The organism is Streptomyces sp. NBC_00539 (assembly GCF_036346105.1).
In the GTDB taxonomy this organism is placed as follows: Bacteria; Actinomycetota; Actinomycetes; order Streptomycetales; family Streptomycetaceae; genus Streptomyces.
In genome coordinates, this window is sequence record NZ_CP107811.1 from 590884 (window position 1) to 612589 (window position 21706).

General features: G+C 73.0%; 31 protein-coding genes. 13 read left to right on the forward strand and 18 right to left on the reverse strand.

Annotated features, from left to right (window positions below):
- Nucleotides 1–47: 47 nt before the first annotated feature.
- The 9 genes from OG861_RS34240 to OG861_RS02830 all read right to left on the reverse strand — a co-directional run bounded on the left by OG861_RS34240 (nucleotide 48) and on the right by OG861_RS02830 (nucleotide 8757).
- On the reverse strand, nucleotides 48–152 hold the full coding sequence (locus tag OG861_RS34240) for a DUF6893 family small protein (protein WP_443056711.1): 105 nt from the start codon (nucleotides 150–152) through the stop codon (nucleotides 48–50).
- On the reverse strand, nucleotides 149–667 hold the full coding sequence (locus OG861_RS02795; RefSeq protein ID WP_330261142.1) for a hydrogenase maturation protease: 519 nt from the start codon (nucleotides 665–667) through the stop codon (nucleotides 149–151). The genes OG861_RS34240 and OG861_RS02795 overlap by 4 nt, the downstream gene beginning before the upstream one ends.
- Nucleotides 664–2103 carry a hypothetical protein gene (locus tag OG861_RS02800; RefSeq protein ID WP_330261143.1) on the reverse strand — a complete coding sequence of 480 codons (1440 nt, stop codon included), beginning with the start codon at nucleotides 2101–2103 and terminating at the stop codon, nucleotides 664–666. The genes OG861_RS02795 and OG861_RS02800 overlap by 4 nt, the downstream gene beginning before the upstream one ends.
- Nucleotides 2100–2828, reverse strand: coding sequence for a DUF6084 family protein (locus OG861_RS02805; RefSeq protein WP_330261144.1), 729 nt, complete (start codon nucleotides 2826–2828; stop codon nucleotides 2100–2102). The genes OG861_RS02800 and OG861_RS02805 overlap by 4 nt, the downstream gene beginning before the upstream one ends.
- Nucleotides 2825–3493, reverse strand: a complete 669-nt coding sequence (locus tag OG861_RS02810) for a DUF5947 family protein (RefSeq protein ID WP_330261145.1) — start codon at nucleotides 3491–3493, stop codon at nucleotides 2825–2827. The genes OG861_RS02805 and OG861_RS02810 overlap by 4 nt, the downstream gene beginning before the upstream one ends.
- Entirely contained in the window at nucleotides 3490–4011 is a 522-nt protein-coding gene (locus OG861_RS02815; protein ID WP_329200861.1) for a hypothetical protein, read from the reverse strand. The genes OG861_RS02810 and OG861_RS02815 overlap by 4 nt, the downstream gene beginning before the upstream one ends.
- The gene (locus tag OG861_RS02820; protein ID WP_330261146.1) at nucleotides 4008–5786 is read right to left on the reverse strand and encodes a nickel-dependent hydrogenase large subunit; all 1779 of its coding nucleotides are present in this window, start codon (nucleotides 5784–5786) and stop codon (nucleotides 4008–4010) included. The genes OG861_RS02815 and OG861_RS02820 overlap by 4 nt, the downstream gene beginning before the upstream one ends.
- 73 nt (nucleotides 5787–5859) lie before the next feature.
- On the reverse strand, nucleotides 5860–6915 hold the full coding sequence (locus OG861_RS02825) for a hydrogenase expression protein HypE (RefSeq protein WP_329200857.1): 1056 nt from the start codon (nucleotides 6913–6915) through the stop codon (nucleotides 5860–5862).
- A 72-nt stretch (nucleotides 6916–6987) separates the two neighbouring features.
- Nucleotides 6988–8757 carry an enoyl-CoA hydratase-related protein gene (locus OG861_RS02830; RefSeq protein WP_330261147.1) on the reverse strand — a complete coding sequence of 590 codons (1770 nt, stop codon included), beginning with the start codon at nucleotides 8755–8757 and terminating at the stop codon, nucleotides 6988–6990.
- 292 nt (nucleotides 8758–9049) lie between these two features.
- On the opposite strand from OG861_RS02830, the gene OG861_RS02835 reads away from it, so the two are divergent.
- The 3 genes from OG861_RS02835 (at nucleotide 9050) to OG861_RS02845 (ending at nucleotide 10973) form a co-directional block, all read left to right on the forward strand.
- The gene (locus tag OG861_RS02835) at nucleotides 9050–9997 is read left to right on the forward strand and encodes an NmrA/HSCARG family protein (RefSeq protein ID WP_329200853.1); all 948 of its coding nucleotides are present in this window, start codon (nucleotides 9050–9052) and stop codon (nucleotides 9995–9997) included.
- Nucleotides 9998–10173: 176 nt separating this feature from the next.
- A complete protein-coding gene (locus tag OG861_RS02840) occupies nucleotides 10174–10377 on the forward strand; it encodes a cold-shock protein (RefSeq protein ID WP_136215879.1) in 204 nt (67 codons plus the stop codon).
- 281 nt (nucleotides 10378–10658) lie between these two features.
- On the forward strand, nucleotides 10659–10973 hold the full coding sequence (locus OG861_RS02845) for a hypothetical protein (RefSeq protein ID WP_329200849.1): 315 nt from the start codon (nucleotides 10659–10661) through the stop codon (nucleotides 10971–10973).
- 469 nt (nucleotides 10974–11442) lie between these two features.
- On the opposite strand, the gene OG861_RS02850 is transcribed toward OG861_RS02845, so the two are convergent.
- Complete coding sequence (locus OG861_RS02850; RefSeq protein ID WP_329200847.1) at nucleotides 11443–11736, reverse strand: hypothetical protein; 294 nt, start codon at nucleotides 11734–11736, stop codon at nucleotides 11443–11445.
- A gap of 169 nt (nucleotides 11737–11905) precedes the next feature.
- Here OG861_RS02850 and OG861_RS02855 point away from each other — a divergent pair, with 169 nt between their 5' ends.
- Entirely contained in the window at nucleotides 11906–12115 is a 210-nt protein-coding gene (locus tag OG861_RS02855) for a hypothetical protein (RefSeq protein WP_329200846.1), read from the forward strand.
- A gap of 144 nt (nucleotides 12116–12259) precedes the next feature.
- A complete protein-coding gene (locus OG861_RS02860) occupies nucleotides 12260–12952 on the forward strand; it encodes a UdgX family uracil-DNA binding protein (RefSeq protein WP_329202602.1) in 693 nt (230 codons plus the stop codon).
- A 61-nt stretch (nucleotides 12953–13013) separates the two neighbouring features.
- On the opposite strand, the gene OG861_RS02865 is transcribed toward OG861_RS02860, so the two are convergent.
- The 4 genes from OG861_RS02865 to OG861_RS02880 are packed head-to-tail and all read right to left on the reverse strand — an operon-like array spanning nucleotide 13014 to nucleotide 15283.
- Nucleotides 13014–13364, reverse strand: a complete 351-nt coding sequence (locus tag OG861_RS02865) for an STAS domain-containing protein (RefSeq protein WP_329200845.1) — start codon at nucleotides 13362–13364, stop codon at nucleotides 13014–13016.
- 36 nt (nucleotides 13365–13400) lie between these two features.
- Nucleotides 13401–13799, reverse strand: a complete 399-nt coding sequence (locus tag OG861_RS02870) for a hypothetical protein (RefSeq protein WP_329200843.1) — start codon at nucleotides 13797–13799, stop codon at nucleotides 13401–13403.
- A gap of 43 nt (nucleotides 13800–13842) precedes the next feature.
- Nucleotides 13843–14763 carry a Rieske 2Fe-2S domain-containing protein gene (locus OG861_RS02875; protein WP_330261148.1) on the reverse strand — a complete coding sequence of 307 codons (921 nt, stop codon included), beginning with the start codon at nucleotides 14761–14763 and terminating at the stop codon, nucleotides 13843–13845.
- A 28-nt stretch (nucleotides 14764–14791) separates the two neighbouring features.
- A complete protein-coding gene (locus tag OG861_RS02880; protein ID WP_330261149.1) occupies nucleotides 14792–15283 on the reverse strand; it encodes a DUF5709 domain-containing protein in 492 nt (163 codons plus the stop codon).
- Between the two features lie 150 nt (nucleotides 15284–15433).
- Between OG861_RS02880 and OG861_RS02885 the strand changes: the two genes are divergently transcribed.
- On the forward strand, nucleotides 15434–15682 hold the full coding sequence (locus OG861_RS02885; RefSeq protein WP_330261150.1) for a hypothetical protein: 249 nt from the start codon (nucleotides 15434–15436) through the stop codon (nucleotides 15680–15682).
- A 33-nt stretch (nucleotides 15683–15715) separates the two neighbouring features.
- On the opposite strand, the gene OG861_RS02890 is transcribed toward OG861_RS02885, so the two are convergent.
- The 3 genes from OG861_RS02890 to OG861_RS02900 form a co-directional block, all read right to left on the reverse strand.
- Nucleotides 15716–16090, reverse strand: coding sequence for a hypothetical protein (locus tag OG861_RS02890; protein ID WP_329200836.1), 375 nt, complete (start codon nucleotides 16088–16090; stop codon nucleotides 15716–15718).
- A 91-nt stretch (nucleotides 16091–16181) separates the two neighbouring features.
- The gene (locus tag OG861_RS02895; RefSeq protein ID WP_330261151.1) at nucleotides 16182–16556 is read right to left on the reverse strand and encodes a hypothetical protein; all 375 of its coding nucleotides are present in this window, start codon (nucleotides 16554–16556) and stop codon (nucleotides 16182–16184) included.
- 115 nt (nucleotides 16557–16671) lie between these two features.
- Entirely contained in the window at nucleotides 16672–16980 is a 309-nt protein-coding gene (locus tag OG861_RS02900) for a plasmid stabilization protein (protein ID WP_330261152.1), read from the reverse strand.
- A 263-nt stretch (nucleotides 16981–17243) separates the two neighbouring features.
- Here OG861_RS02900 and OG861_RS02905 point away from each other — a divergent pair, with 263 nt between their 5' ends.
- Nucleotides 17244–17519 carry an isoamylase early set domain-containing protein gene (locus tag OG861_RS02905; RefSeq protein WP_190184408.1) on the forward strand — a complete coding sequence of 92 codons (276 nt, stop codon included), beginning with the start codon at nucleotides 17244–17246 and terminating at the stop codon, nucleotides 17517–17519.
- A 49-nt stretch (nucleotides 17520–17568) separates the two neighbouring features.
- Here the strand turns inward: OG861_RS02905 and OG861_RS02910 are convergent, their stop codons facing one another.
- Nucleotides 17569–18582, reverse strand: a complete 1014-nt coding sequence (locus tag OG861_RS02910; protein ID WP_329200828.1) for a DNA topoisomerase IB — start codon at nucleotides 18580–18582, stop codon at nucleotides 17569–17571.
- Nucleotides 18583–18750: 168 nt separating this feature from the next.
- On the opposite strand from OG861_RS02910, the gene OG861_RS02915 reads away from it, so the two are divergent.
- The 6 genes from OG861_RS02915 to OG861_RS02940 all read left to right on the forward strand — a co-directional run bounded on the left by OG861_RS02915 (nucleotide 18751) and on the right by OG861_RS02940 (nucleotide 21674).
- Complete coding sequence (locus tag OG861_RS02915; protein ID WP_329200826.1) at nucleotides 18751–19137, forward strand: VOC family protein; 387 nt, start codon at nucleotides 18751–18753, stop codon at nucleotides 19135–19137.
- A gap of 120 nt (nucleotides 19138–19257) precedes the next feature.
- Nucleotides 19258–19791 carry a hypothetical protein gene (locus tag OG861_RS02920; protein WP_329200824.1) on the forward strand — a complete coding sequence of 178 codons (534 nt, stop codon included), beginning with the start codon at nucleotides 19258–19260 and terminating at the stop codon, nucleotides 19789–19791.
- A gap of 189 nt (nucleotides 19792–19980) precedes the next feature.
- Entirely contained in the window at nucleotides 19981–20199 is a 219-nt protein-coding gene (locus tag OG861_RS02925) for a hypothetical protein (RefSeq protein ID WP_329200823.1), read from the forward strand.
- Between the two features lie 94 nt (nucleotides 20200–20293).
- Nucleotides 20294–20458: a hypothetical protein gene (locus OG861_RS02930; protein ID WP_329200821.1), complete on the forward strand. Its 165-nt coding sequence runs from the start codon at nucleotides 20294–20296 to the stop codon at nucleotides 20456–20458.
- Between the two features lie 399 nt (nucleotides 20459–20857).
- A complete protein-coding gene (locus OG861_RS02935) occupies nucleotides 20858–21391 on the forward strand; it encodes a type 1 glutamine amidotransferase domain-containing protein (protein ID WP_329200817.1) in 534 nt (177 codons plus the stop codon).
- Between the two features lie 16 nt (nucleotides 21392–21407).
- Nucleotides 21408–21674, forward strand: a complete 267-nt coding sequence (locus OG861_RS02940; RefSeq protein WP_329200815.1) for a GlsB/YeaQ/YmgE family stress response membrane protein — start codon at nucleotides 21408–21410, stop codon at nucleotides 21672–21674.
- Nucleotides 21675–21706: the final 32 nt, after the last annotated feature.

The window sequence follows — 21706 nt, forward strand, 5'->3', positions numbered from 1 at the left end:
CGCCGGGGCGGAGGGGTGGGGCGCCACGTGCCGCGGACGTGCGGCTCTCACATGCTGCGGATGCGCAGGTAGCGTTTGAGGTCGGGGGCGATCTGCACCGCCACCGCCAGCAGGGCGGCGAGGGTCACGCCGCACAGGACGGCCTTCTTCATCGCGTTGTCTCCTCCGTCAGGGCCGGCTCCGCGGCCGGATCGTGTTGCACGAGTTCCAGGAGCATCCGTACGGCCTCCGGCACCGCCGCGGCCACCGGATCGCTCAGGCCGATGCCCTCCTCGACGGTCTGCGGTTCGCAGCCGACGACCAGCGTGCGGCGGGGCGGGGTGCCGCCCGTGCCGGCGCACAGGGTGTCGAGCAGGGCCAGCACGGCGTCCGGGGACATGTGGTGGCCGTCCAGGACGGCGCCGCCCGTGATCGCACCCGGTCCTTCGACCTCGATCAGGTAGAGCGTGCCGGGTGCGCCGCCGCGCGCGGTGGCGTCGACCAGGACGAGGGTGTCGTAGCCGTCGAGGAGCTGGTAGGCGAGGTGGACGCCGCGGACGCCGAAGTCCACCGCCTCGACGTGCCCGGGCAGCGGCTGCGCGGCCAGTCGGCGTACCGTCTCGACGCCGAACCCGTCGTCGCCGAGGAACACGTTGCCGATCCCGGCGATCAGCGTCCCGCCGCTCACCGCTCCTCCAGGGGTGCGGCGGCGTCCAGGGGTGCGACCTCGTCGGGCTGGAAGTAGAGGAACCGGCCCTGCTCGCGCCGGATGTCGGCGCCGGGGTCACCCTCGACGGTGACCGCGAGGTGCACGCCGCCGTCGACGTCGTGCAGGACGGCTTCCACGTGGGCGGCGCGACCCTGGACGAACAGGTCCTGGGCGTCGGTGCGCCGCAGTCCGGGCCGCAGCAGGACGCGGCTGCCCACGCCCACCGGGACCCCGTCGACGAGGACGTGGTCGGGGGCCGGCCCGGCGGTTTCCCCGTGCGCCGGGTCCCACCACGGGGTGCCGGGCTTGAACACCGCCCGCCCGTCGAGGTCTTCCAGGCCGGTGGGAGCGTCCGGCGGCACACCGGGGTCGGTGATCTCCCGCAGGGCCCGCACCGCGCCGTGCAGGCGTTCGAGTACTTCCGGCGGCATGGATTCGGCGAGGTCGATCACGGCGGCGGCGCGGGGGTCCGTACCGCGCGCCTCCCGCTTCTCCTGCTCGGTCAGGGCCGCGGTGCGCAGGGCGAGGATCTCGTCGATCTCGGTGGCGTCGTACATCGCGCCGATGCTCTCGGGGGCGATCCCGGGGTGGTCCTCCAGGATGATCGGGGAGGACAGGACCACGTCGGCGCGGCCGGGTTCCGCGACGAGGACGGGCCAGGTGTGGCGGTTGACACAGCCGGCGGTGGCGCCCTTGGCCCACTCGGGCGGGTCGGTCATCGACAAGAACCGGCCCGAGTCGAGGCCGAGCAGGAGGTGGGCGGCGACCAGGGAGCGGGACAGGGCCGCGTCGCGGCCGGTGCCCGCGTCCCCCGGCTGCCAGCCGCTGGTGTTCTCCACGACAGCGGTGAGCTTGAAGGCCCGGTAGGCGCAGTCGAGTTCACTCGCGCGCAGACGCAGGACGCCGCTGATCGCCTCGGTCCGCCGCACCAGGCGTCCGACGGCCTTGCCGTCGGCGTCGAGGACGGGTTCGCTCTCCTCGCCGGCGGGGCGGGTGAAGGGCAGGCTCACGCCGTCGCCCTCCAGTTCCGCAACACCGACGGTGAGCTCGACGCGCTCCTCGGTGCCCTCGTCCCAGGGGACGAGGACGCGGTCGGCCAGGTGCAGTTCCTCCACGTCCGTGAACGTGCCGTCGGACGCCGCCTGTTGGACGGTACGCCGCTGCGCGTGCAGGAAACGGAGTTCGACGGCGAGGGTGGCGTCCCCCTTGGGTTCCATCAGCAGCTCGGTCTGCTGGAGGCAGTGCTCGCCCTGCTCGGGCGCCCAGGCCGGGGGCACGAGCACGCCGAACTGCCAGCGCAGCCGGTTCTTGGCGGCCGAGGCCCGGTAGGGGTAGAGCACGTACCCCTCGAAGAGGACCGCGTCGGCCACTTGGCGGGCGGTCTCGAAGCGCGCGTCGAGCGCGGCGGTCGTCATGGCGCCGTCCTCTCTCCGGCTCGGGGCAGCAGTCCCGCGCGCAGCCGCTCGGGCGGGGAGGGCGGGGACGGGCGGGAGGCTGTGGCAGCTGTGGCGGCGGCCCCGGCCTCGGCGAGCAGGGCGCGTACGGTCGCCTCCCAGGAGGCCAGCGCGTGCCGGGAGCGGTAGGCGAGCAGTTCGTCCATGGCGTCACGGGGCAGCCGCAGCCAGCCGCAGCCGGGGAAGTGCTGCTCGATCATCTCCTGCCACACCCGCACCGGCATCCGGTACGCCGCTTCGCGGTCCCACGGGACGGGTTCGACGTGGAAGCCGCCGGCGCCGGTGAAGGCGGTGCCGGAGAACAGCATGAGCAGGGGTGCCTCGCCATCGTCCAGGGCGGTGAAGTAGCGGGTCGCGGCGATGTCCATGTCATAGGTGCAGGGCACGGCCATGTCGATTTCCGTGGAGCCCGTGAAGCTCGGCACCATCAGCGTCACCTGGGCGAACTGCACGGGCTGGAGGGTGTTGCCCCAGCGGGAGCGCTCGCCGAACAGGTCGGCCAGGCCGTCCGCCTCCGCCTGCCCGTAGCCGCGGCGGGCCGGTTCGATCCGGATCTGGCAGCGCAGGGCCAGTGCGTGCACCCGGGTGTCCCCGGAGGCGGTGATGGCCAGCCGGAAGACGAGGGTGGGACCGGCGGCGTACGGATCCGCGCGCACGCCGGTGCAGGTGAAGCCGAACTCCGTCATGGCGCGGCCTCCGCCGCCGGGACCTTGGCACGGCGTTCGACGCCGTCGAAGAACGAGTCGAGCGCGGCGCGGGCCTCGGCGCCGCCGTCGAAGCCCTGCCACAGCAGGCGCATCCGTCCCACCAGTTCGTAGCAGATGTCGATCGGGACGAGGTAGCAGTCGGTGCGTCCCTCGCCGCGGCGCAGCAGCAGAGCCTCGACGTCCGGTTGCAGCAGTGCGGCCAGGGCGCTGTCGCCGAGCGCCGCCTGCCAGGTGGCGGGGTCGAGTTCGCTCTCGGTGGCTCCGGCCGGACTCGGGTAGAGCGCGACGAGCCGGTCCAGCGCCGCGTTGCGGAAGAAGAACGCGACGCCGACGGGGATCTGGAGGAGTTCCCAGGCGCCGTCGTCGAGTCGGTGGCCGGGGTCGCGGAGGTAGCGGGCGGGGACGGCGCGGTAGCGGCCGGTGGCGGCGCCCGGCCGGTCGAACAGCAGGGCGCAGGCCGTGCAGGCGCACACCAGCGCCCGCTTCTCGGTCTCGACCAGGTGGCGGTGGCCGTCCTCGGCGACGGTCACCCCGCACAGTTCGCAGGTCTGCGGCCGGGGTCCCCGGGGTACGGCGAACCGGCGCAGGCCGGACGGGCCCGCCGTCCGCGCGGACGGCGGGGCCCAGGCGCGTGGCGCGCTCACGGCACCCGGACCGGGGCCTGCGGGCGGGTGCCGATCTGGAGCAGCGGCTGTGGCGGCGCCCCGGCCGGCTCCAGTTCGACGGTGGTCACCTCGGGGGCGAAGGAGGCCACTGCGGCCTCGGCGGCCTGCCGGACGGCGTCCCCGGTGCTGCCGCAGCCGCAGCCGCCGCCGGAAGTGGCCCGCAGGCGCAGTGTGCCGGAGGCCTCGTCGAACCCGAGGAGTTCCACCGGCTCGCCCAGGGCGTCCAGGGCGCGGGCGATCCTGGTGTGCACGTCCTCGGGGTGCAGGTCGTGCAGGGCCAGCAGGCTGGAGACGAGTTCGTCGTCCAGCAGCGGGGCGAGGGCATCGGCGTCCAGCCGTGAGGTGATCCGGGCGAGCCCGCAGCCGTAGAAGTCCATCAGGACGCGCACCAGTTCCTCGGCGGCGGCGCAGACTTCCCGGTCACCGGTGTCCGCCAGCCGGCCGAGGACCTCCTCGACCCGGCGGCCCGTCCGGAGGGAGTCGGCGGGGGCGCTCATCCGCCCAGTCCGCTCAGGCCGGTGGGGACGTGCATCTGCTTGACGGTCTGGCCGTTGCCGACGTACATGTGGACGCCGCAGGGCAGGCAGGGGTCGAAGCTGCGCACGGCGCGCATGATGTCGATGCCCTTGAAGTTCTCCGGGGAGTTCTCCTCGAAGATCGGCGTGTTCTGGACGGCGTCCTCGTAGGGGCCGGGTGTGCCGAAGGTGTCGCGGGTGCTGGCGTTCCACGGGGTCGGCGGGTAGGGGTGGTAGTTGGCGATCTTGCCGTCGCGGATCACCATGTGGTGGGAGAGGACGCCCCGTACGGCCTCGGTGAAACCGACTCCGATGGACTCGTCGGGGACTTCGAACTTCTCCCAGGTCTGGGTGCGTCCGGCGCGGACCTCCTCCAGGCCCATCTCGGCGCAGTGCAGGGCGATGGCGGCGGCGTAGGCCTGGAAGTACGTGCGGGCGCGGTTGCGCTCCAGCGCGTTGCTCCACTTGGGGATCTTCCACTCGAAGGTGGTCTCCGGCTTCGTCATCGTCCGGGGCAGGTTGATGATGACGCTGTGACCGGTCGCCTTGACGTAGCCGACGTCGACGAGCCCGGACAGGGCCGTGGACCACAGGCGGGCGATGGGGCCGCCGCCGGTGTCGAGGGCCAGGTGGTCCTTGCCGTCGAACCAGCGCGGTGACATCACCCAGCTGTACTTGCCGTCGAAGTCGCGCCTCTGCGGGGCGGGGATGGTGTGCTGGTTCCAGGGGTGGCGGGGGTCGACCGGGTTGCCGAGCGGGTCGCGGGTGACGAACTGCTCCTGGCCGGCCCAGTCGTCGTAGTACGAGCTGCCCAGCAGGATGCGGATGCCCAGGTTGATCTCGGTGAGGTCGTTGGTGACGAGTTTGCCGTCGACGATCACGCCTGGGGTGACGAACATCTTCCGGCCCCAGTCGGACATGTTGGCGTAGGTGAAGTCGCAGTACTCGGGGTCGTTGAGGGCGCCCCAGCAGCCGAGCAGCACGCGGCGCCGGCCGACCTCCTCGTAGCCGGGCAGGGCCTCGTAGAAGAAGTCGAAGAGGTCGTCGTGGAGCGGGACGACGCGCTTCATGAACTCGACGTACTTCATGAGGCGGCTCATGTAGTCCGTGAAGAGCTGGACCGAGGCGATGGTGCCGACGCCGCCCGGGTACAGGGTGGAGGGGTGTACGTGGCGGCCCTCCATCAGGCAGAACATCTCGCGCGTGTAGCGGCTGACCTGGAGGGCCTCGCGGTAGAACTCGCCCTCGATGGGGTTGAGGGAGCGCATGATGTCGGCGATGGTGCGGTAACCGTGGTCGCCGGCGTGCGGTGCCTCGGTGCGCTCGGCCAGTTCCAGGACGCCGGGGTTGGTCTCGCGGACCATCTTCTCGCAGTAGTCGACCCCGACCAGGTTCTCCTGGAAGATGTTGTGGTCGAACATGTACTCCGCCGACTCCCCGAGGTTGATGATCCACTCGGCGAGGTGGGGCGGCTTCACCCCGTAGGCCATGTTCTGCGTGTAGACGGAACAGGTGGCGTGGTTGTCGCCGCAGATCCCGCAGATGCGGCTGGTGATGAAGTGGGCGTCGCGGGGGTCCTTGCCGCGCATGAAGACGCTGTAGCCGCGGAAGACCGACGAGGTGCTGTAGCACTCCGCCACGCGCTTCTGCTTGAAGTCGATCTTCGTGTGGATCCCGAGACTGCCCACGATCCGGGTGATCGGATCCCAGGCCATCTCCACCAAGCCGTCGCCGGACGCCTTCGTCTTCGGTGCCATCGTGTCTGCCGTGACCCTTCTTCGGAGCGGGCTCTGCGGGGTTGCGCGGTACGGGGGGCGTGGGGCCCGCCGGTCACCAGGGCGGCCGGTAGCCGGTGGTCAGCGTCTCGCCGGTGTGCCGCCACTTGGGTTCGCGGTCCACGGTGTGCGCCGTCATCTGGCGGAGCTTGCGGACGACGGCGCCGTACGCGCCGCTGGCCTTGCTGGACACCTTGGCGCCGGGCGGCTCGTCCATGAACGGCATGAACTTGTCCGGGAAGCCGGGCATGGTGCAGGCGATGCAGATGCCGCCGACGTTCGGGCAGCCGCCGATGCCGTTCATCCAGCCGCGCTTGGGCACGTTGCACTTGACGACGGGGCCCCAGCAGCCCAGCTTGACCAGGCACTGCGGCGAGTCGTAGGTGTGCGCGAACTGGCCCTGCTCGTAGTAGCCGGCCCGGTCGCAGCCCTCGTGGACGGTGGCGCCGAACAGCCAGGTCGGGCGCAGTTTGTCGTCGAGCGGGATCATCGGCGCGGAGCCGGCCGCCTGGTAGAGCAGGTAGGTGAGCGTCTCGGAGAAGTTGTCCGGCTGGATGGGGCAGCCCGGCACGCACACGATCGGGATGCCGGCCTTGGACTTCCAGTCCCAGCCCAGGTAGTCCGGGACGCCCATGGCGCCGGTGGGGTTGCCCTCCATCGCGTGGATGCCGCCGTACGTGGCGCAGGTGCCGATGGCGACGACCGCGAGGGCCTTGGGCGCCAGCCGGTCGATCCACTCGCTGGTCGTGATGGGCTGGCCCGTCTCGGGGTTGTCCCCGAAGCCGCACCAGTAGCCGTCGGCCTTGATCTTCTCGTTGGGGATGGATCCCTCGATCACGAGGACGAAGGGGTCGATCTCACCGCGCTCGCCCTTGAAGAACCACTCGATGAACGTGTCCGCGCCGCCGACGGGACCGCACTCGAAGTCGATCAGGGGCCAGTGCACCGCGATCTTGGGCAGACCCGGCAGTACGCCCATCACGATCTCTTCGATGCTCGGCTGCATCGCCGCCGTCAGGGACACCGAGTCGCCGTCGCAGCTCAGCCCCGCGTTGATCCAGAGGATGTGGATGGGGGGGTCCTCTACCGTGCTCGGCGTTTGTGCATCCATGGGGATGCCTCCTTGGGCAGGAAGAAATCGGGGAAGTGGGCTGAGGGGGAGCCGGGGGCGGGCACTCCGCTCTCACCCTTCTTCGTAACAGGGGCCGGCGGGCGGTGCGCTGTCTTGTACGGCCAGTCCGGTGACCCGGTCCGGCGAACGGCCGTGGCCGGCCGGGACCGCACGGACCAGGTGCGGCGGGGTGGCGGCGGCCGGCTCCTTGCGGACGAAGGCACGGCGCAGGGCGTGGTACGGGGCCTGCGGGTCGAAGAAGGTGGCCCGCATCCGGGCCAGCTCCGCCTCGCGGTAGGCGGCCAGCGGGGTTTCGGCCTCGTCCCGCTCCCGCCGCGCCTTCTTCGCGGCGATCCGGGACGGGGCGGTGGGGGACGCGGCCAGCAGGGCGGCCAGCCGGGCCGTTTCGCCGGCGAACTCCCCGGGCGCGCAGGGCACCGTACGGTCGACCAGGCCCAGCGCGGCCGCGGCGGCGGCGCTCAGCGGCAGGGCGTCGGTGGTGAGCCGCTCGGCGACGGCTGCCCCGACGCGGCGGGGCAGCGTGTAGGTCCAGTACTCGGAGCCGTAGAGGCCCATCAGCCGGTAGTGCGGGTTGAGGACGACGCCCGAGCGGCACCAGACCTCGTCGGCCGCCAGTGCCAGCATCGCGCCTCCGGCGGCGGCGTTGCCGCCGAGGGCCGCGACGACGAGACGGTCCGTAGTGGTCAGGACGGCCTCGACGAGGTCGTCCATCGCCGTGATGTTCGCCCAGGACTCGGCGGCCGGGTCGGCGGCCGCCTCGATGACGCCGAGGTGGATGCCGTTGGAGAAGAAATCGCGGCCACCGCCGAGGACCAGGACGGAGGTGGGGCGCTCACAAGCGGCCCGGTAGGCGTCCAGCAGGCGCCGGCACCGGTCGGTGCTCATCGCGCCGCCGGGGAAGGAGAACGACAGGAAACCGGCCGCTCCCTCCTCCCGGTAGGTGATGTCGGACCAGGTACGGCGCGGGGGGCCGTCGTGCGGCGGCGCGGGGTCCTGCGGCAGCGGGGGCAGCCGGTCGCCGAGCGCCACGGTGGCGGGCAGCTTCACCGGGACGGGCTCCCCCGGCGCCCGGCAGGCCCGCAGCTCCGGGATCCACACGGCGCCGTCGGTGGTCGCCCGGCAGACCGCGCCCGCGCGGGTGGCCAGCAGTTCGCCCGGGCGGCCGCGCAGCCGGTCCTCCCGGTGGCCTCCGTGCAGGAACCAGACCCCGCCGAGCAGTTCGTCCCGTACTCCGGGCTGGGAGTCGGCGGCCCGCAGGACGCGCAGGACGCGGTCGGTGGAGTCCGCCGCCCAGTCGATGCGGCGCTCGTCCTGACGCAAGTAGGGCCGGGTGTGGTGGGTGGTCTGCGGGGTGGGGACGTACGTCCCCGAGGCGAAGCGTTCGACGGCGAGCAGGACGGCCCGCAGAGCCGCGTCGGCGATCTCCCCGCGGTAGAGGTCGCTCTTGGCCAGCTCGGGTACGGGGCATTCGGCGAAGGCCCAGACGTCGCCGGCGTCCATCTCGGCGTCCGCCTGCAGCACGGTCACGCCCCAGTGCGTGGCGCCCTCCTGGACGGCCCGGTCGAGCGAGGAGGGGCCGCGGTCCCCGACCGGCCCCGGGTGGACGATCAGACAGGTGTGGGTGGACCACACCTCGCGGGGCACGGCCGTCTTGAGCATCGGCGCGATGATCAGGTCGGGCCGGTGGCGATGCGTGACGTCGGTCAGGGAGCCGCCGGGCAGGGCGAGTTCGACGGCCACGCGGTGACCGTGGTCGCGCAGCTCGGCGTGGACGCGCTGCGTCAGGCTGTTGAACGCGCTCGCGACGAGCAGGATGCGCACTCGGTCTCCCGACGGCCAGGCGCCTTCGCGCACGGTGGGCCGGGGGTTGTCCGGCCGCCTGCGATGTTCGGCCACCGCCGGGCGCGGCGGCGCGAGGCCGAGCGCTGTCGTCACTCGAAAGCGGGCAGGGCGCGCTGCCACTCGGCGGTGCGGCGGCGCCCGGCGCACCCGTGCGATGGAGTGGAGTCCCGTGCGTCGGGCGCGCCCGTTCCCCGGCCGGCCCGGCCGCGCGCATACAGTCCGTGACCATCCGTCCGATCGGACGCGGATCGTTACGAGAGGGAGGTCGGCGATGGCCGGTTCACGCGTCATCACGGTGTTCGGCGCGACGGGCGCGCAAGGCGGCAGTCTGGTACGGGCCATCCTCGACGACCCCGACCACGAGTTCTCGGCGCGCGCGGTGACCCGCCGTCCGGAATCGGACCGGGCCCGGGAACTGGCGCGGCTCGGCGCGGAGGTGGTCCGGGCCGACATGGACGACGAGGCCGGCCTCGGACCCGTCCTGGAAGGCTCGTACGGGGCGTACCTGGTGACCGACTTCTGGGAGCACATGTCGGCGGAGCAGGAGAAACGGCAGGCCGCCTCCCTCGCCCGGGCGACCGGACACGCGGGGGTGCAGCACGCCGTCTGGTCGACCCTGGAGGACACCCGCGAGTGCATCCCGCTCGACGACGGGCGCATGCCCACCCTCCAGGGCACGTACAAGGTGCCGCACTTCGACGCCAAGGCGGAGGCCGACCACTACTTCCCCGAGGCCGGCGCGCCGACCACCTTCCTGCGCACGACGTTCTACTGGGAGAACCTGCTGACGACGTTCGCCCCGCAGCGCGGCGAGGACGGCGCCTTGCGGCTGGTCCTCCCGATGGGCGGCAGCCGGCTGTCGGGCATCGCCGTCGCCGACATCGGCAAGACGGCGCTGGCCGTGTTCAAGCGGGGCACCGACCTCATCGGCGCTACGGTCAGCATCGCCGGCGAGCACCTGCCGATCGCGGACATGGCGGCGGCGATGACCGATGTCATCGGCGAGCCGGTGCGCTACGCGCCGATGGACCCGGATGAGTACCGCGCGCTCGGGTTCCCCGGGGCGGACGAGTCCGGGAACATGTTCCAGTACTACGCCGAGTGCGAGGACCGGTTCACCCATGCGAGGGATCTGGAGGCCATCCGGGCGCTCAACCCCGAGCTGCAGGACTTCGCCACCTGGCTCGCCGCGCACCGCGGGGCGCTGCGGTCCCTGTGAGGGCCGACGGCGCCGGGAAGCGGCCCGGGGAACCCGTCCGCCGGACGTAGGCCGGACGGGTGGGGTCGCGTGTGGCGTCGTTTTGTGTTCGGAACCGGTGCGCTCGCGTTGTACCTTCCCGTCGTTCGGGCGTTCCGCATGGTGTGGAAGGCCGACCGTCGAGGAGAGGGACCTGTGTGGCTACCGGAACGGTGAAGTGGTTCAGCGCGGAGAAGGGCTTCGGCTTCATCGCGCAGGACGGGGGCGGCCCCGATGTCTTCGCCCACTACTCAGCGATCAACGCTACCGGTTTTCGGGAACTGTGGGAGGGGCAAGCGGTGACCTTCGACGTCACCCAGGGCCAGAAGGGGCCGCAGGCCGAGAACATCGTGCCGGCCTGATCCCCCTCCGCCCCCGGTCGCGCACCGGACCGGTCCCCCGCACCGGCCGGAGGCCGGGGGCCGGTTCGCCCCAGGAGCGGACCCTCGGGTCTCGGGGTCCGGGGGCCCGCTCTGCGTCATCATGTGCCATTCGCCCGTACCCGGCCGGTACCGCCGGGCGACCGGCGGCGATTCTCACCCCTTCGGCCACTCCCCCGCGCGCCCTCCCGGGTCCCGCCTCCCGCGGGCCGTGCCCGGCATGCCAGCGGGTCGCCGCGTCCGTTTCCCCCTACTCTCGCCGGATGACCGAGAACGAGATCAAGCTGAAGGCCATCGCGGTGCTCACCGGGGTGCGCGGCGACGTCGGTACGGACTACGTCTCCGCCCTGCTCAGCGAGGTGACGCCGGCGGAGTTCCTGGTCCCCGCGGAAGCCGATCCGGCGGAGATCGGACTCGCCGTGCTGGACCAGCTTTCGGGGCCGTGGAGCGCTTTGGTCACCGGTTTCGTGCTGGCCTTCGAAGCGGTCGCGGACGCTTACGACGAGGCGGACCCGGAGATGTCCGCCCAGGAGATCCTCCAGGCGCTCGCCCTCGAACTCGCCGCCGGGGACGACTGAGACCGGTCAGGGCGCGGGAGCACGTCCTCCCGGCGGAGCGCCGTGCCCTGCGGGGCCGACGCCGTGGCAGCACGCCGTGACCTCCTCCCCGGCACCCCCGCCGGCTTCGTGTCAGGGCGCGCGCTCCGGGTAACCGCCTGACGAGAGTTCACCCGTCAGAGCCGGCCCCCGTGGCCGGCCCGAGTCGAGAAGGGCGCCATGGCCACCCCTCCGAACGATCCCGTACCTCCCAACCCGACGCCCGCACCCGGTCCGGGCCCCGGACCGCAGCCTGGACCCCTGCCGGGGCCGGTCCCGGGGCCGGGCGGCCCCGACCCGGTGCCGCCGGCGCCGCCGCAGCCCCAGCCGGACCCGCGGCCCGAGCCCGCGCCGGGTCCGGATCCGCTTCCGGCGCCCGGGCCGCTGCCCGGCCCGGTGCCGGCTCCGGACCCCGTGACCTGAGGCCGCCCGCGCGGAGGCGGCCACGCCGTCATACGGCGTGCCCGGCCCATTCGGCCGGCACGCCGGCACCGCCTCCGCCGCGGAGCGCCTCGACCACCGCTTGGTGCAGGTCCCGGCTGTCCTGCTCCGAATCGCATTCGACGGGGCTGCCCGACAGGGTGAACCAGTCGGACGAGCCGCTGTACTGGACGGCGACCTGGGCCGCCGCTCCCGTCCAGGTGGTGTGCAGCGTCAGGTTGCCGGAGATCACTCCCACTTCCTCCGTGCGGACCCCGCCGGCCCCTGGGTAGATGCCCGTCGTCGTCCACGAAGCCCAGGCCATAGGCCACGCTCCTCCCGTGCCATGTCGTCGGCGGAGCCGACGTCCGTCAAACCTCCCCCGCCTCGTTTTCCTCCTCCTGGTCTACCCCCATTGGCCCCCTCGCGCACGGGGCGCTCTCATGGACATCAGGCCGTTCCCTCTGCCGCGTCGAGCATGAAAGAGGTACGCCATGTACGAGATGCGCGCCGAGTCCAGCGCCGAGCGGGGCCACCTGCTGTGGCACGTGATAGCGAAGGACACCACCCTCAGCACGCTGTGCGGATCCCTCCTCAACCCCGGCCACGTGCCGCCGCCGGCGATCGAGCCCTCCGCCGACCACTACTGCGCCGCCTGCATGCACGCGGTCCGCGCACAGACCGAAGCCGTCGCCGAGCCGTAGCCGCCGACCCTCCCGACGGGTTTCACGGCGGGGCCGTCGGGCAGAAGCCGCATGCCGCCCTGTGGTGACGAACACAGGGCGGACCAAGCGCGACGGGAGCACGAGACCCCGCTGGAAGGGCGGCGCGGCAGGGAGGTGGGATCCATGGCCGACGGCACGAGCGCCAACCCCGGCACCCTGCCCTCCGTCGGACGGCAGTACGACGCCAGTCCCTACGTGCCCGGCCACGGCGGCCTCGGCGCCCTGCGCCGGGCCGCCGCCGGCTGCCAGGGCTGCCCCCTGTTCGAGCACGCCACGCAGACGGTCTTCGGCGCCGGATCGGCGCACGCCCGGCTGCTGCTGGTCGGTGAGCAGCCCGGGGACCAGGAGGACCTCCAGGGAGAGCCGTTCGTCGGCCCCGCGGGGCGGCTGCTGCACCGGGCGCTGGAGGAGGCGGGCCTCGGCGACGAGGACACGTACGTGACCAACGCCGTCAAACACTTCAAGTTCACCACCGCCGCGCGCGGCAAGCGCCGCATCCACAAAGCCCCGAGCCTGCGGGAGATGACGGCGTGCAGGCCGTGGCTGACGGCGGAGCTGCGCCTGGTGGAGCCCGAGGTAGTGGTCGTGCTCGGCGCCACCGCGGGCCGCGCCCTGCTCGGGAGTTCCTTCAAGGTGGGCGAGCAGCGCGGTGTCCTGCGGCCGATGCCCGCCCTGGGGGACGACCCGCAGGAGCCGTTTCCGGGGCAGCTGCTGGCGACCGTACACCCCTCCTCGGTGCTGCGCTCCGACGACCGGGAGGCGGCGTTCCGCGGGCTGGTCGGCGACCTTTCGGTGGCCGCGTCCGCACTGGGCTAGGCCGCGGGACCGGGCCGGGACCCCGGGGCCGGGTCGGGACCCCGGGGCCCACTCCCACGGCTCACTCCGAGGGGGGAACGGACCGGGCGCGGGCCTCGGCGAGGGTCGGGGCGATCTCCAGCTCGGATTCGGCGGCGAAGAGCCGCAGCATCTGCGCGAACTGCTCCGGCACGGGGCCGGCCAGGACCAGATGCTGCTCGCGGTCGCCCGCAAGAAGGGCGTTCAGCAGCGAGGAGTCGGCGAAGGTGACCCGGGCGATGTCCACCACCCGGCGCACGCCCTCCTCGGCAGCGTCAGCCAGCACCTGCGCCAGCGGCCCGACGCTGTCGACGTCGAACTCACCCGACAGCACGACCACCCGGACCCCGTCCTCGTCGAGGAGGACCTGGATTCTCGGGTGGTCGTAGGTCATGACGTAGCCGGTCCGGCTCTCCGTCCGGCTGTCCGTTCAGCCGCCACGGCGTCCGCCGGGCGGGTCCTGGGGGTCGACTCCCGTGTACGCGGAGGCGTCCTTGGTTCCACTGGGGCGCCGGGAGGCTCCCTTCTCGCCCATGTCGTGGTGGCCCTTGTCGCCGGAGCCGGATCCCTTGCTCTTGTGCTCCCCGCGCCGGCCGCCGGTCTTGACGGGGGTGCCCTCGTCGGCCTTGGTCGGCGACGCCTTGGTCCCGGAGCGCCGGTCGGGGCCTTCGCCCCCGTACTCGTCGGTGTGGAAGGAGCGCTCCGCGCTCGGGTTGTCCTGCTGACGGGTGGCGTCCACGTCGGGCGACCATCCGTGCTGCTCGGTCCCTTCGTGCCGACTGGGACCCTCACCGTGTGACGGGTGTCCCGACTTCCTGTTCTTGGCCATGCACTACACCTCCTGAGCGCTTGCTGCGGCCGGGGCCCCGGTTTCAGGGGGACGACGACCGTGGGGTGTGGAAGGGGCGCAGCCGGGCCTCGACGTGACCGTCGACGACGCGCGTCTCGAACGACGGCTGCGGGGCGGTGGCCGGGCCCTTGACGTTCCAGCCGTCGGAGAGCCTGAACACACTGCCGTGCCAGGGGCAGCGTACGCATCCGTCGGTGATCTCGCCTTCGGAGAGCGGCCCGCCCATGTGCGAGCAGCGGTCCGCGAGGACGTGTACGGCGCCGCCCGTGGCGCGGACCACGAGTACGTCCACCCCGTCCACGCGCGCACGGACGGGCCGGTCGACGGCGAAGTCCGCGACGGGTCCGACACGGTGCCAGCCCTCCCCCACCAGGTGCGTCACCGCTTCGGCGTGATTGGCTCCCGCGGCCTGCCGGTAGGCCAGGTGGCCGCCCAGTGCGCCGCCCGCCGAGACTGCCGCGAGGCCCGCCGCGGACAGCAGCCTGCCCCGCCAGGTCCGGCCCCGGGCGCGGGCCGCGAAGGAGCCGGCGTAGAGGCAGAGGCCGACGCTGTTGGTGAGGGCGTGGACGAGCCCTACGCGGGCCTGCTCGGGGGGCAGCTCTGCCCAGTCCGTCCAGCCCGCCAGGGCGGCGGGGACGGCGGTGACCACGCCCACCCCGATCAGGGCGTGCGCCGCCCGGCGCTGGCCGGGCAGCAGGTCCAGGACTGCGGAGGAGAACCAGGCGCCGAGCGGCACCTGGACGAGCGGCGGGTGTGCCGGGTGGCCGATGGGGCGGCCGTGCAGGACGTCCCGGGCCGCTCCCAGCGGGAGGGCGCGTACGGCGCGGCGGAGGGCTTCGATGGCCCCGTCCGCCACCGGCGTCTGCTCCAGCCGCTCCATCGCGGTCAGGACGGGTCCGGGGCCTTTGCCTGCGGTGCCGAGTGCGGTGCTTCGTAGGTCCATGGCGGGCGCCTACCCCGAGTGGGGCCCGCTATGGCGTTCCGCCGCCGGAGGGTCCGGACTCTTCCGGCTCGCGGGCGTCCTCGCCGTACTCGGGGGCGGTGTTGCGGCCCACCACGTGCATGGCGGCCTCCTCCGCGGACTGCGCTCCCCCGTCGGTGCCGACGTCGTGGGCCAGTACGTCGAAGGCCCGCCGGGGGTGGTTGTCCTCCACGGGGGCGAGCCGGCCGACGGTGTCGCCCGGGAGGGGTTCGGGATGCGGACCGGTGTCCTGGCCGTTCTGCCCGACGTCGGGGGTCTCCTGTGCGAGGCGCTGGTCCAGGGTTTCGCCCTGGCGCTGCTCGGCCGCCGTGGTGCCGTGGCGGGAGACTGCGCGGGGCCGGTCGGGGGTGTCGTAACCCTCGTCGAGGCGCTGGTCGGCGTCCGGCTCGTCGAGCGCGTTCTCCATGTCGGGCTGGTACTCGGCGCGCTGGTCACCGTTCTGCGGCTGGTACACCTCGTCGCCCTGCGTGTCGCTGGCCATGATCGTTGCCTTTCCCCGGGTCTGGTGTGACGGCCCTCGGCGGGCGCCTACCCCGTCCGGCGGGGCTCACACGGCCGGCGGACGCGGCCGCATGGCCGGCCCGGAGGGCGGGTAGCCGCCGGGAACCGGAACCTACGGAGGGAGAGTGCCATGGACGACCAGGGCGGCGCGGGCGGCGTGCCACTGCACCATGACGAGGACGAGGCGAAGCGCCGCGGGCCCCACGTGGACCAGCCGGAGAAGGAACGACTCGCACGGAGCGGTGAGCCGCAGGACCGGCGTTCCGGGCAGGGCGGAAAGGACCGCGGCAGCGAGGGAAGCGGCCCGGCGAAGAACGCCGGGACAAGCGGCCCGGCGAAGGACCGCGGGGCGAAGAGCCCGGCCAAGGGCCCCGAGTAGCCGGACGGGCGGTGGGGCCGGGCGCCGGGCGGATCAGCGTTCGGAGAAGCTGAAATCGCCCATCGTCCAGGCGCTGACGTCCTTGATCGCGATCCGGTACATCCCGCCGGTCTCCGGGATGCCGACGGTGCCCTGCAGGATCCGGGCCACGTGGAAGTGGAGGTACGCGGGCGGAGCCACCTTCGGGGAGGGGGACATGGTCCCCGAGTCCGCGAAGATGTCCGCGAAGGCGCCGAGCTGGTCGGAGTCCTTGAGGACCTCGGCCACGCGCTGGCGCCACACGCTCTCGGGGGCGAGGCGGCCCGTGATCACGGCGCCGTGCACCACGACGGTGAGGGCCATCTGATTGGTGGGCTCCGACTCCACGGCGGCGGCGATGGCGACAAGGAGGTCGTCAGGCTTCGACATGGGTACGGAGTCTACAAGGTCCCGCCCCGGGGCCCCACCCCACTGCGCCGGAACCGGGCCGCCCGGCCCCGGTGTTGGCGGGGCGCGCCTCTCACGGGGAGCGCAACAGCACCTCGACCTCGCGCTCCTGGTCCCCGGCGACGGTGCCCTTCGCCTCGACGGTGAAGGCTTCCGTCAGCGCGAACAGGACCCGGTCCACCGCGCGGGGGCCGCCCTGCACACCGACCCGGACCGTGCCGTCGAGGGCGACGGGGCCCGTCGGCGCCGCCGGTCTGCCGGCGTCGATGGTCGTGCTCCAGACGGTGGGCGCTCCCGTGTGGTCCTGGGCCTGCGTCTCGACGCCCTCCCCTCCGTCGTCGGGGAAGGCCCGCTCCAGGAACCCGATGAGGGTACGGGCACACTCGGGCGAGCAGTCGGTGGCCGTCACCAGCACCGCGTCGTCCGCGTGCCGTGCTTCGCTGTTCATCACGTCGCCTTTCCTCAGGGTCCTTCGGGGTGATTCGGGCCCCCGCGCGGGCGGTCACGCGCGGCGCGGCGGACCGGCGGGCCGCCGGTCCGCCGCGGCGGCGGCGCTCCACCGCTCAGCGCCCGAGGGCCTTCTTGAGCTGGTCCTTGTTCATCGCGGAACGGCCCTCGATGCCCCGCTTCTTCGCCTCTTCGTACAGCGCGTCGCGGGTGGGCCCCGAGGAGCCGCTGCCGGAGCCCATGCTCCGGCCGGAGCCGGACGAGCTGCGGCTCGACGACTTCGTCTCGCCGGAGCGGGCCCGCTCCTTGTTCACCGTACGGCCCGCCATCTCCTTCGCCCGGCCCTCCGACATGCCGCGCTCCTGGCCGGACTCCTTGATGTGCTCGTACTGGCGCTCACGCTTACCGCTGGATCCTCGGGGCATCGCAGTTCTCCTCACGCACGGGGTGACGCATAGGGGTGGACACGGCCATGCTGCGGGCCGGCGCCGGCTCGCGCACCCCGGCGCGGCCACCCGGAGGTACGCCGCCCCGTCGGCCGCCCCCGTCCGGCGCCGTCGGCAAACCCGGGCGTTTTCAACGGGCTTGGCGTACGGGTGAAACCTTCCGCCGTTTCACGCGCCCCAGGCCGTCTCCGGTCACCCCGCTGGCACAGTGGCCGCACCCACCTCCGGCAAAGGAGTTTCACGTGCTCGAACGCAAGCGGCGCAAGAACGGGACCGAGGTCACCTTCGTCCTTCCGGCCGACAATCCGCCCGGGCCGGTCAGCGTGGTGGGCGACTTCAACGACTGGCAGCCGGGCACCCACGTGCTGGCTCCCCGCGAGGACGGCCTGCGCGCCGTGACCGTCGAACTCAGCGGGAAGAAGACGCACACGTTCCGGTACCTCGCCGCGGGCGACTACTGGTTCGACGAGGAGCAGGCCGACGGCCACGACGGCACCAACAGCCACCTGCGCACCTGAGACCGCGGCACCCGGCCCCGCACCGGAGGTCCGGCGGGTGCCCGCCGGTTCAGCCGAGCAGTTCCAGTACGGCCGCCTCCACCTCCCCGTGGGTGGCCGGGTGCCCGTAGACGACGTCCGCGCCGAGCCGGTCCAGCGCGGGCTTGATCGTGACACCGCTCTCGTAGAGCTCGAAGAGCCTCGGGTTGATGTACGAGGAGCGGCAGACCGCCGGCGTGTTGCCCAGGTAGCCGCTCACCTCGCGCACCGCACGGGCCACCGCCTTCGTACGCCGGGCCCGGGACTCGCCCGCCACGTCGGCCGAGACGGCCAGGGCGACGGCGGCCAGGACCGTCGCGTGCCAGGTCCGGAAGTCCTTGGCGGTGATGTCCGTACCGGACCTGCTGCGCAGGTAGTCGTTGACGTCGCCGGCACGCACGTCGTGCCAGACGCGGCCCTGCCGGTACACGAAGAGCTGGGAATGCCCCTCGGACCGGCGCAGCAGTGACCTGACGACGGCGTACGCGGCGGGGTCGACCAGGGCGCGCATCTGCTCCTGCCCCGATTTTCCGGGGTAGCGGAAACAGACCTCGCCCCGGCTGCAGACGGCGTGTTCCCGTAGCAGCGTGGTCAGCCCGTAAGCCTGGTGGTCCCGCCGGTACGCGGCTCCGCCCACGCGGAAGAAGCCCAGGTCGAGCAGGCGCGCCGAGCAGGCCAGGACCCGCTCCCGGCCCAGGCCCCGCGTCGCGAGGTCCGCTTCGATGCCCTGGCGCAGGCGCGGGAGCCGGGTCGCGACGTCCAGGACGTGTTCGTGCTTGGCGGCCTCCTGGCGCTCCCGGAACGCCGGGTGGTAGAGGTACTGCCGACGGCCCGCCTCGTCGGTCCCCATGGCCTGGATGTGGCCTCCGGGCCACGGGCAGATCCACACGTCGGTCCAGGCGGGCGGGATCACCAGTGCGCGCAGCCGCTCGCGTTCCGACGGGTCGGTGACCGGGGTTCCCGACAGGTCCAGGTAGCGAAAACCCCGGCCGTGGCGTACCCGGACGTATCCGGGCCGGTCGGGGCGACTCGTGCGCAGCCGCATGCTCCTCCTCCGCAGACGCCCGGCTTCTGCCCGGTTCCCGCACGGATACTCCCCGGTAAGCGCGGCTGTGCCCCCGTGGCCCGGGGGACGTCCAGGCCGTCTCTTTCGGATCTTGTCGGGCGGCGCGGGTCAGGCAGGATACGGAAGAGACGGCCTAGATTCGTCCGCATGGTGCACGTACTGGGCAGCAGGATGCTGCTGACCCCCACGGACCCCGACCGTTCGCGCGCGTTCTACGGCGGGGCACTGGGCCTCGCGGTGTACCGGGAGTTCGGTACGGGGCCCGAGCGGGGGACGGTCTACTTCCTCGGCGGCGGGTTCCTGGAAGTCTCGGGCCGCTCGGAGAGCCCGCCCGCCCCCGGGCTGCGGTTGTGGCTCCAGGTCGCCGACGCGCAGGCGGCGTACCGGGAGCTGCTGGGGCGGGGGGTCGCGGTGCTGCGGCCGCCCCGGCAAGAGCCGTGGGGGCTGATCGAGATGTGGATCGAGGACCCGGACGGCGTGCGGATCGCCGTCGTGGAGGTGCCGGCGGACCACCCGCTGCGGCTGCGCGTGTGAACGCCGGGCACGGGGCTGCCGTGTCGTACGCCACGATCCGCGCCGGGCCATTCCCATGCGGCCGATGCGGCCGTTATCGTGACGATCCCTCCTTTTTCCTATCCGCCCGGATGGTCACCAGTGCCCGCAGACACCTCCCTGTCCCCGCTCATAGCGGCGACGACGCACTGGCTGACCCGCGCCTACCCCGCCGGCAGCGGCGCGCTCCAGCGGGGCCTGGCCGAGGCGCAGGCCCGGCAGGCCGTCACGGTCGCCGCGTGGCTGCGGTACCCGACGGACCTCGACGCGCAGCTGGTCGCGCTGACCGGGCCGGGCGGCTCGGGCCGCCTGGACTGGATCACCGGGGCGGACGCACCCTGCGAGGACGAGGAGCGCGAGGACGTCTGGCGCAGCTGGGTCGACGAGGTCGTGGCCAGCTGGGCGGCGTGCCTGCTGACCGCGCCTTCGCTGGCCTCGGCGGCGGTGGGCGCGCTGGCCGGGACCGATCACGCCGATGCCGTCCCGGTGGCCTTCCGGCGCCTGACCGATCCCGAGGCGAACGACCGCGACGCGGCGGCGCTGCTGCGCCACCCGGACCTGCTGGCGCCGATAGCGGACCTGCACCGCCCGGGGCTGGTGGACTGCCTGGGGGCGGACACCGCGCTGGCGGGCTGAGCGGGGCGCGCCCGGCTCGTTTTCCGGGAACCGCGCGGGGTAGGGGCCGCCGTGCGGGGTGCGGTCTTGGCCTCCCGGCCGCGACGGAGGCCGCATTCCGCCCTGAGCACCGCTGACGCAGCGCCCGGGCGTCCACCCGTACGCGCGACCGGGGGCGCCGCGGGGGGCGACACGACCGAGGATGGGAGCATGTCCGCCCGACTGGTCATCTACCCTCCGGACGAGAACGGCTGGCGCCGGGTGCGTTACGACGGCGTCGCCATCGGCGTGGCCCACAAGCCCTCCGACATCCTCGTCTTCCTGAGCGCGGCCGGGATGGAGGATCCCGGGGAACTGGACCTCACCGATCCCGAGCTCGTCGAGTGGCGCGGCCCCGGACCCGAGTCGTGGGCGGAGTCGCCCCCCTGACGGCGCCGGGAGACGGCCGCTGACTCCCCACCGAAAACGCCCGCTGACTTCCCGGCCGACGGGCCGGCCCACGTAAGAGCAGGAGGCCCGCGAGGTGGAACACCCGAACGCGAACGTGCCGCCCCAGCCGGCCCGCGAAAAGGCGGCCCAGGTCGCCCTCTCCCTCCAGGACAGCCGCCGGACGGTCATGACGGCTGCGGCCGGCGCCGTCGCCGTGGCCGCGGCCCTCCTGGCACACCGGCGCCGCTGCCGCTCGTAGGACCGCGCCCAGGACCGGTGCGTGCGGTCCGGCCGGTTCCGTGCGGAGCGACGGGGCACGCGTGACAGGGACACGCTCGTCCGACGCTAAGGATCCCCATGCTCGCCGTCGCGCTGCTCACTCCCCCCGTCATGCTGGCCGCGATGGTGGCCCTCGGGCGGTACGAAGAACGTCTCCTGGGCGCACCGCCCGCCGGCCCGGCCCGGCGGCCCCCCGCTGCCCCCTCCCGCGCGGGCCCACCGGCCGCCCGGCGCGCACGCCCGACCCGTGGCCACCGGCAGGGTCACCCGCTTCCCTGCACGACATGAGCTGGTTTGAGATGGCTCGTCACCGGCAAGGGGCGATAGACGACGGACGATTTACGAACCTCATCCCTCTTCGCACAGGAAGGACCGACCCATGCGCGTGGCGTTTTTGACGGCTACGGAGGGCGTCGAGCAGATCGAGCTCACCCAGCCGTGGCAAGCAGTGATCGATGCCGGCGGCAACCCCCAGCTCGTCTCGACGGAGCCGGGCCGCGTCCAGGCGTTCAACCACCTCGACAAGGCGGACACCTTCCCCGTCGACCTCGTCGTCTCGCAGGCCTCGGCGGAGGACTTCGACGGACTGGTCCTTCCGGGTGGTGTCGCCAACCCGGACGCACTGCGGACGAACGCCGAAGCGGTGGCCTTCGTACAGAGCTTCTTCGACGGCGGCAAGCCGGTCGCGGCGATCTGCCACGCCCCCTGGACGCTGGTGGAAGCCGGCCGGGTCCGAGGCCGCACGCTGACCTCGTGGCCGAGCCTGCGCACGGACGTCGAGAACGCGGGCGGGACCTGGGTCGACGAGGCCGTGCAGGTGTGCACGGCAGGCCCCAACACGCTCGTCACCAGCCGTAAGCCTGATGACCTGCCGGTGTTCTGCAAGACCTTCCTGACCGAGTTCAACCGCTGAGGGGACACTGCTGCGCATGGGCATCATCGCCTGGATCCTGATCGGCCTGCTGGCCGGGCTCATCGCCAAAGCCATCACCCCGGGGCGGGACCCCGGCGGATGCCTGATCACGATGCTGATCGGCATCGTGGGCGGCCTGCTGGGCGGGTGGCTCGGCAAGGTGATCTTCGGGGTGGACTCGATCAACGGCTTCTTCCACCTGTCGACGTGGATCGCGGCCATCGTTGGTTCCGTCATCGTGCTGCTGGTCTACCGGCTGGTCGCCGGGCGCCGGCACACCTGAGGGCCGCCCCGTTCCGAAGCCGGCCCCCCGCC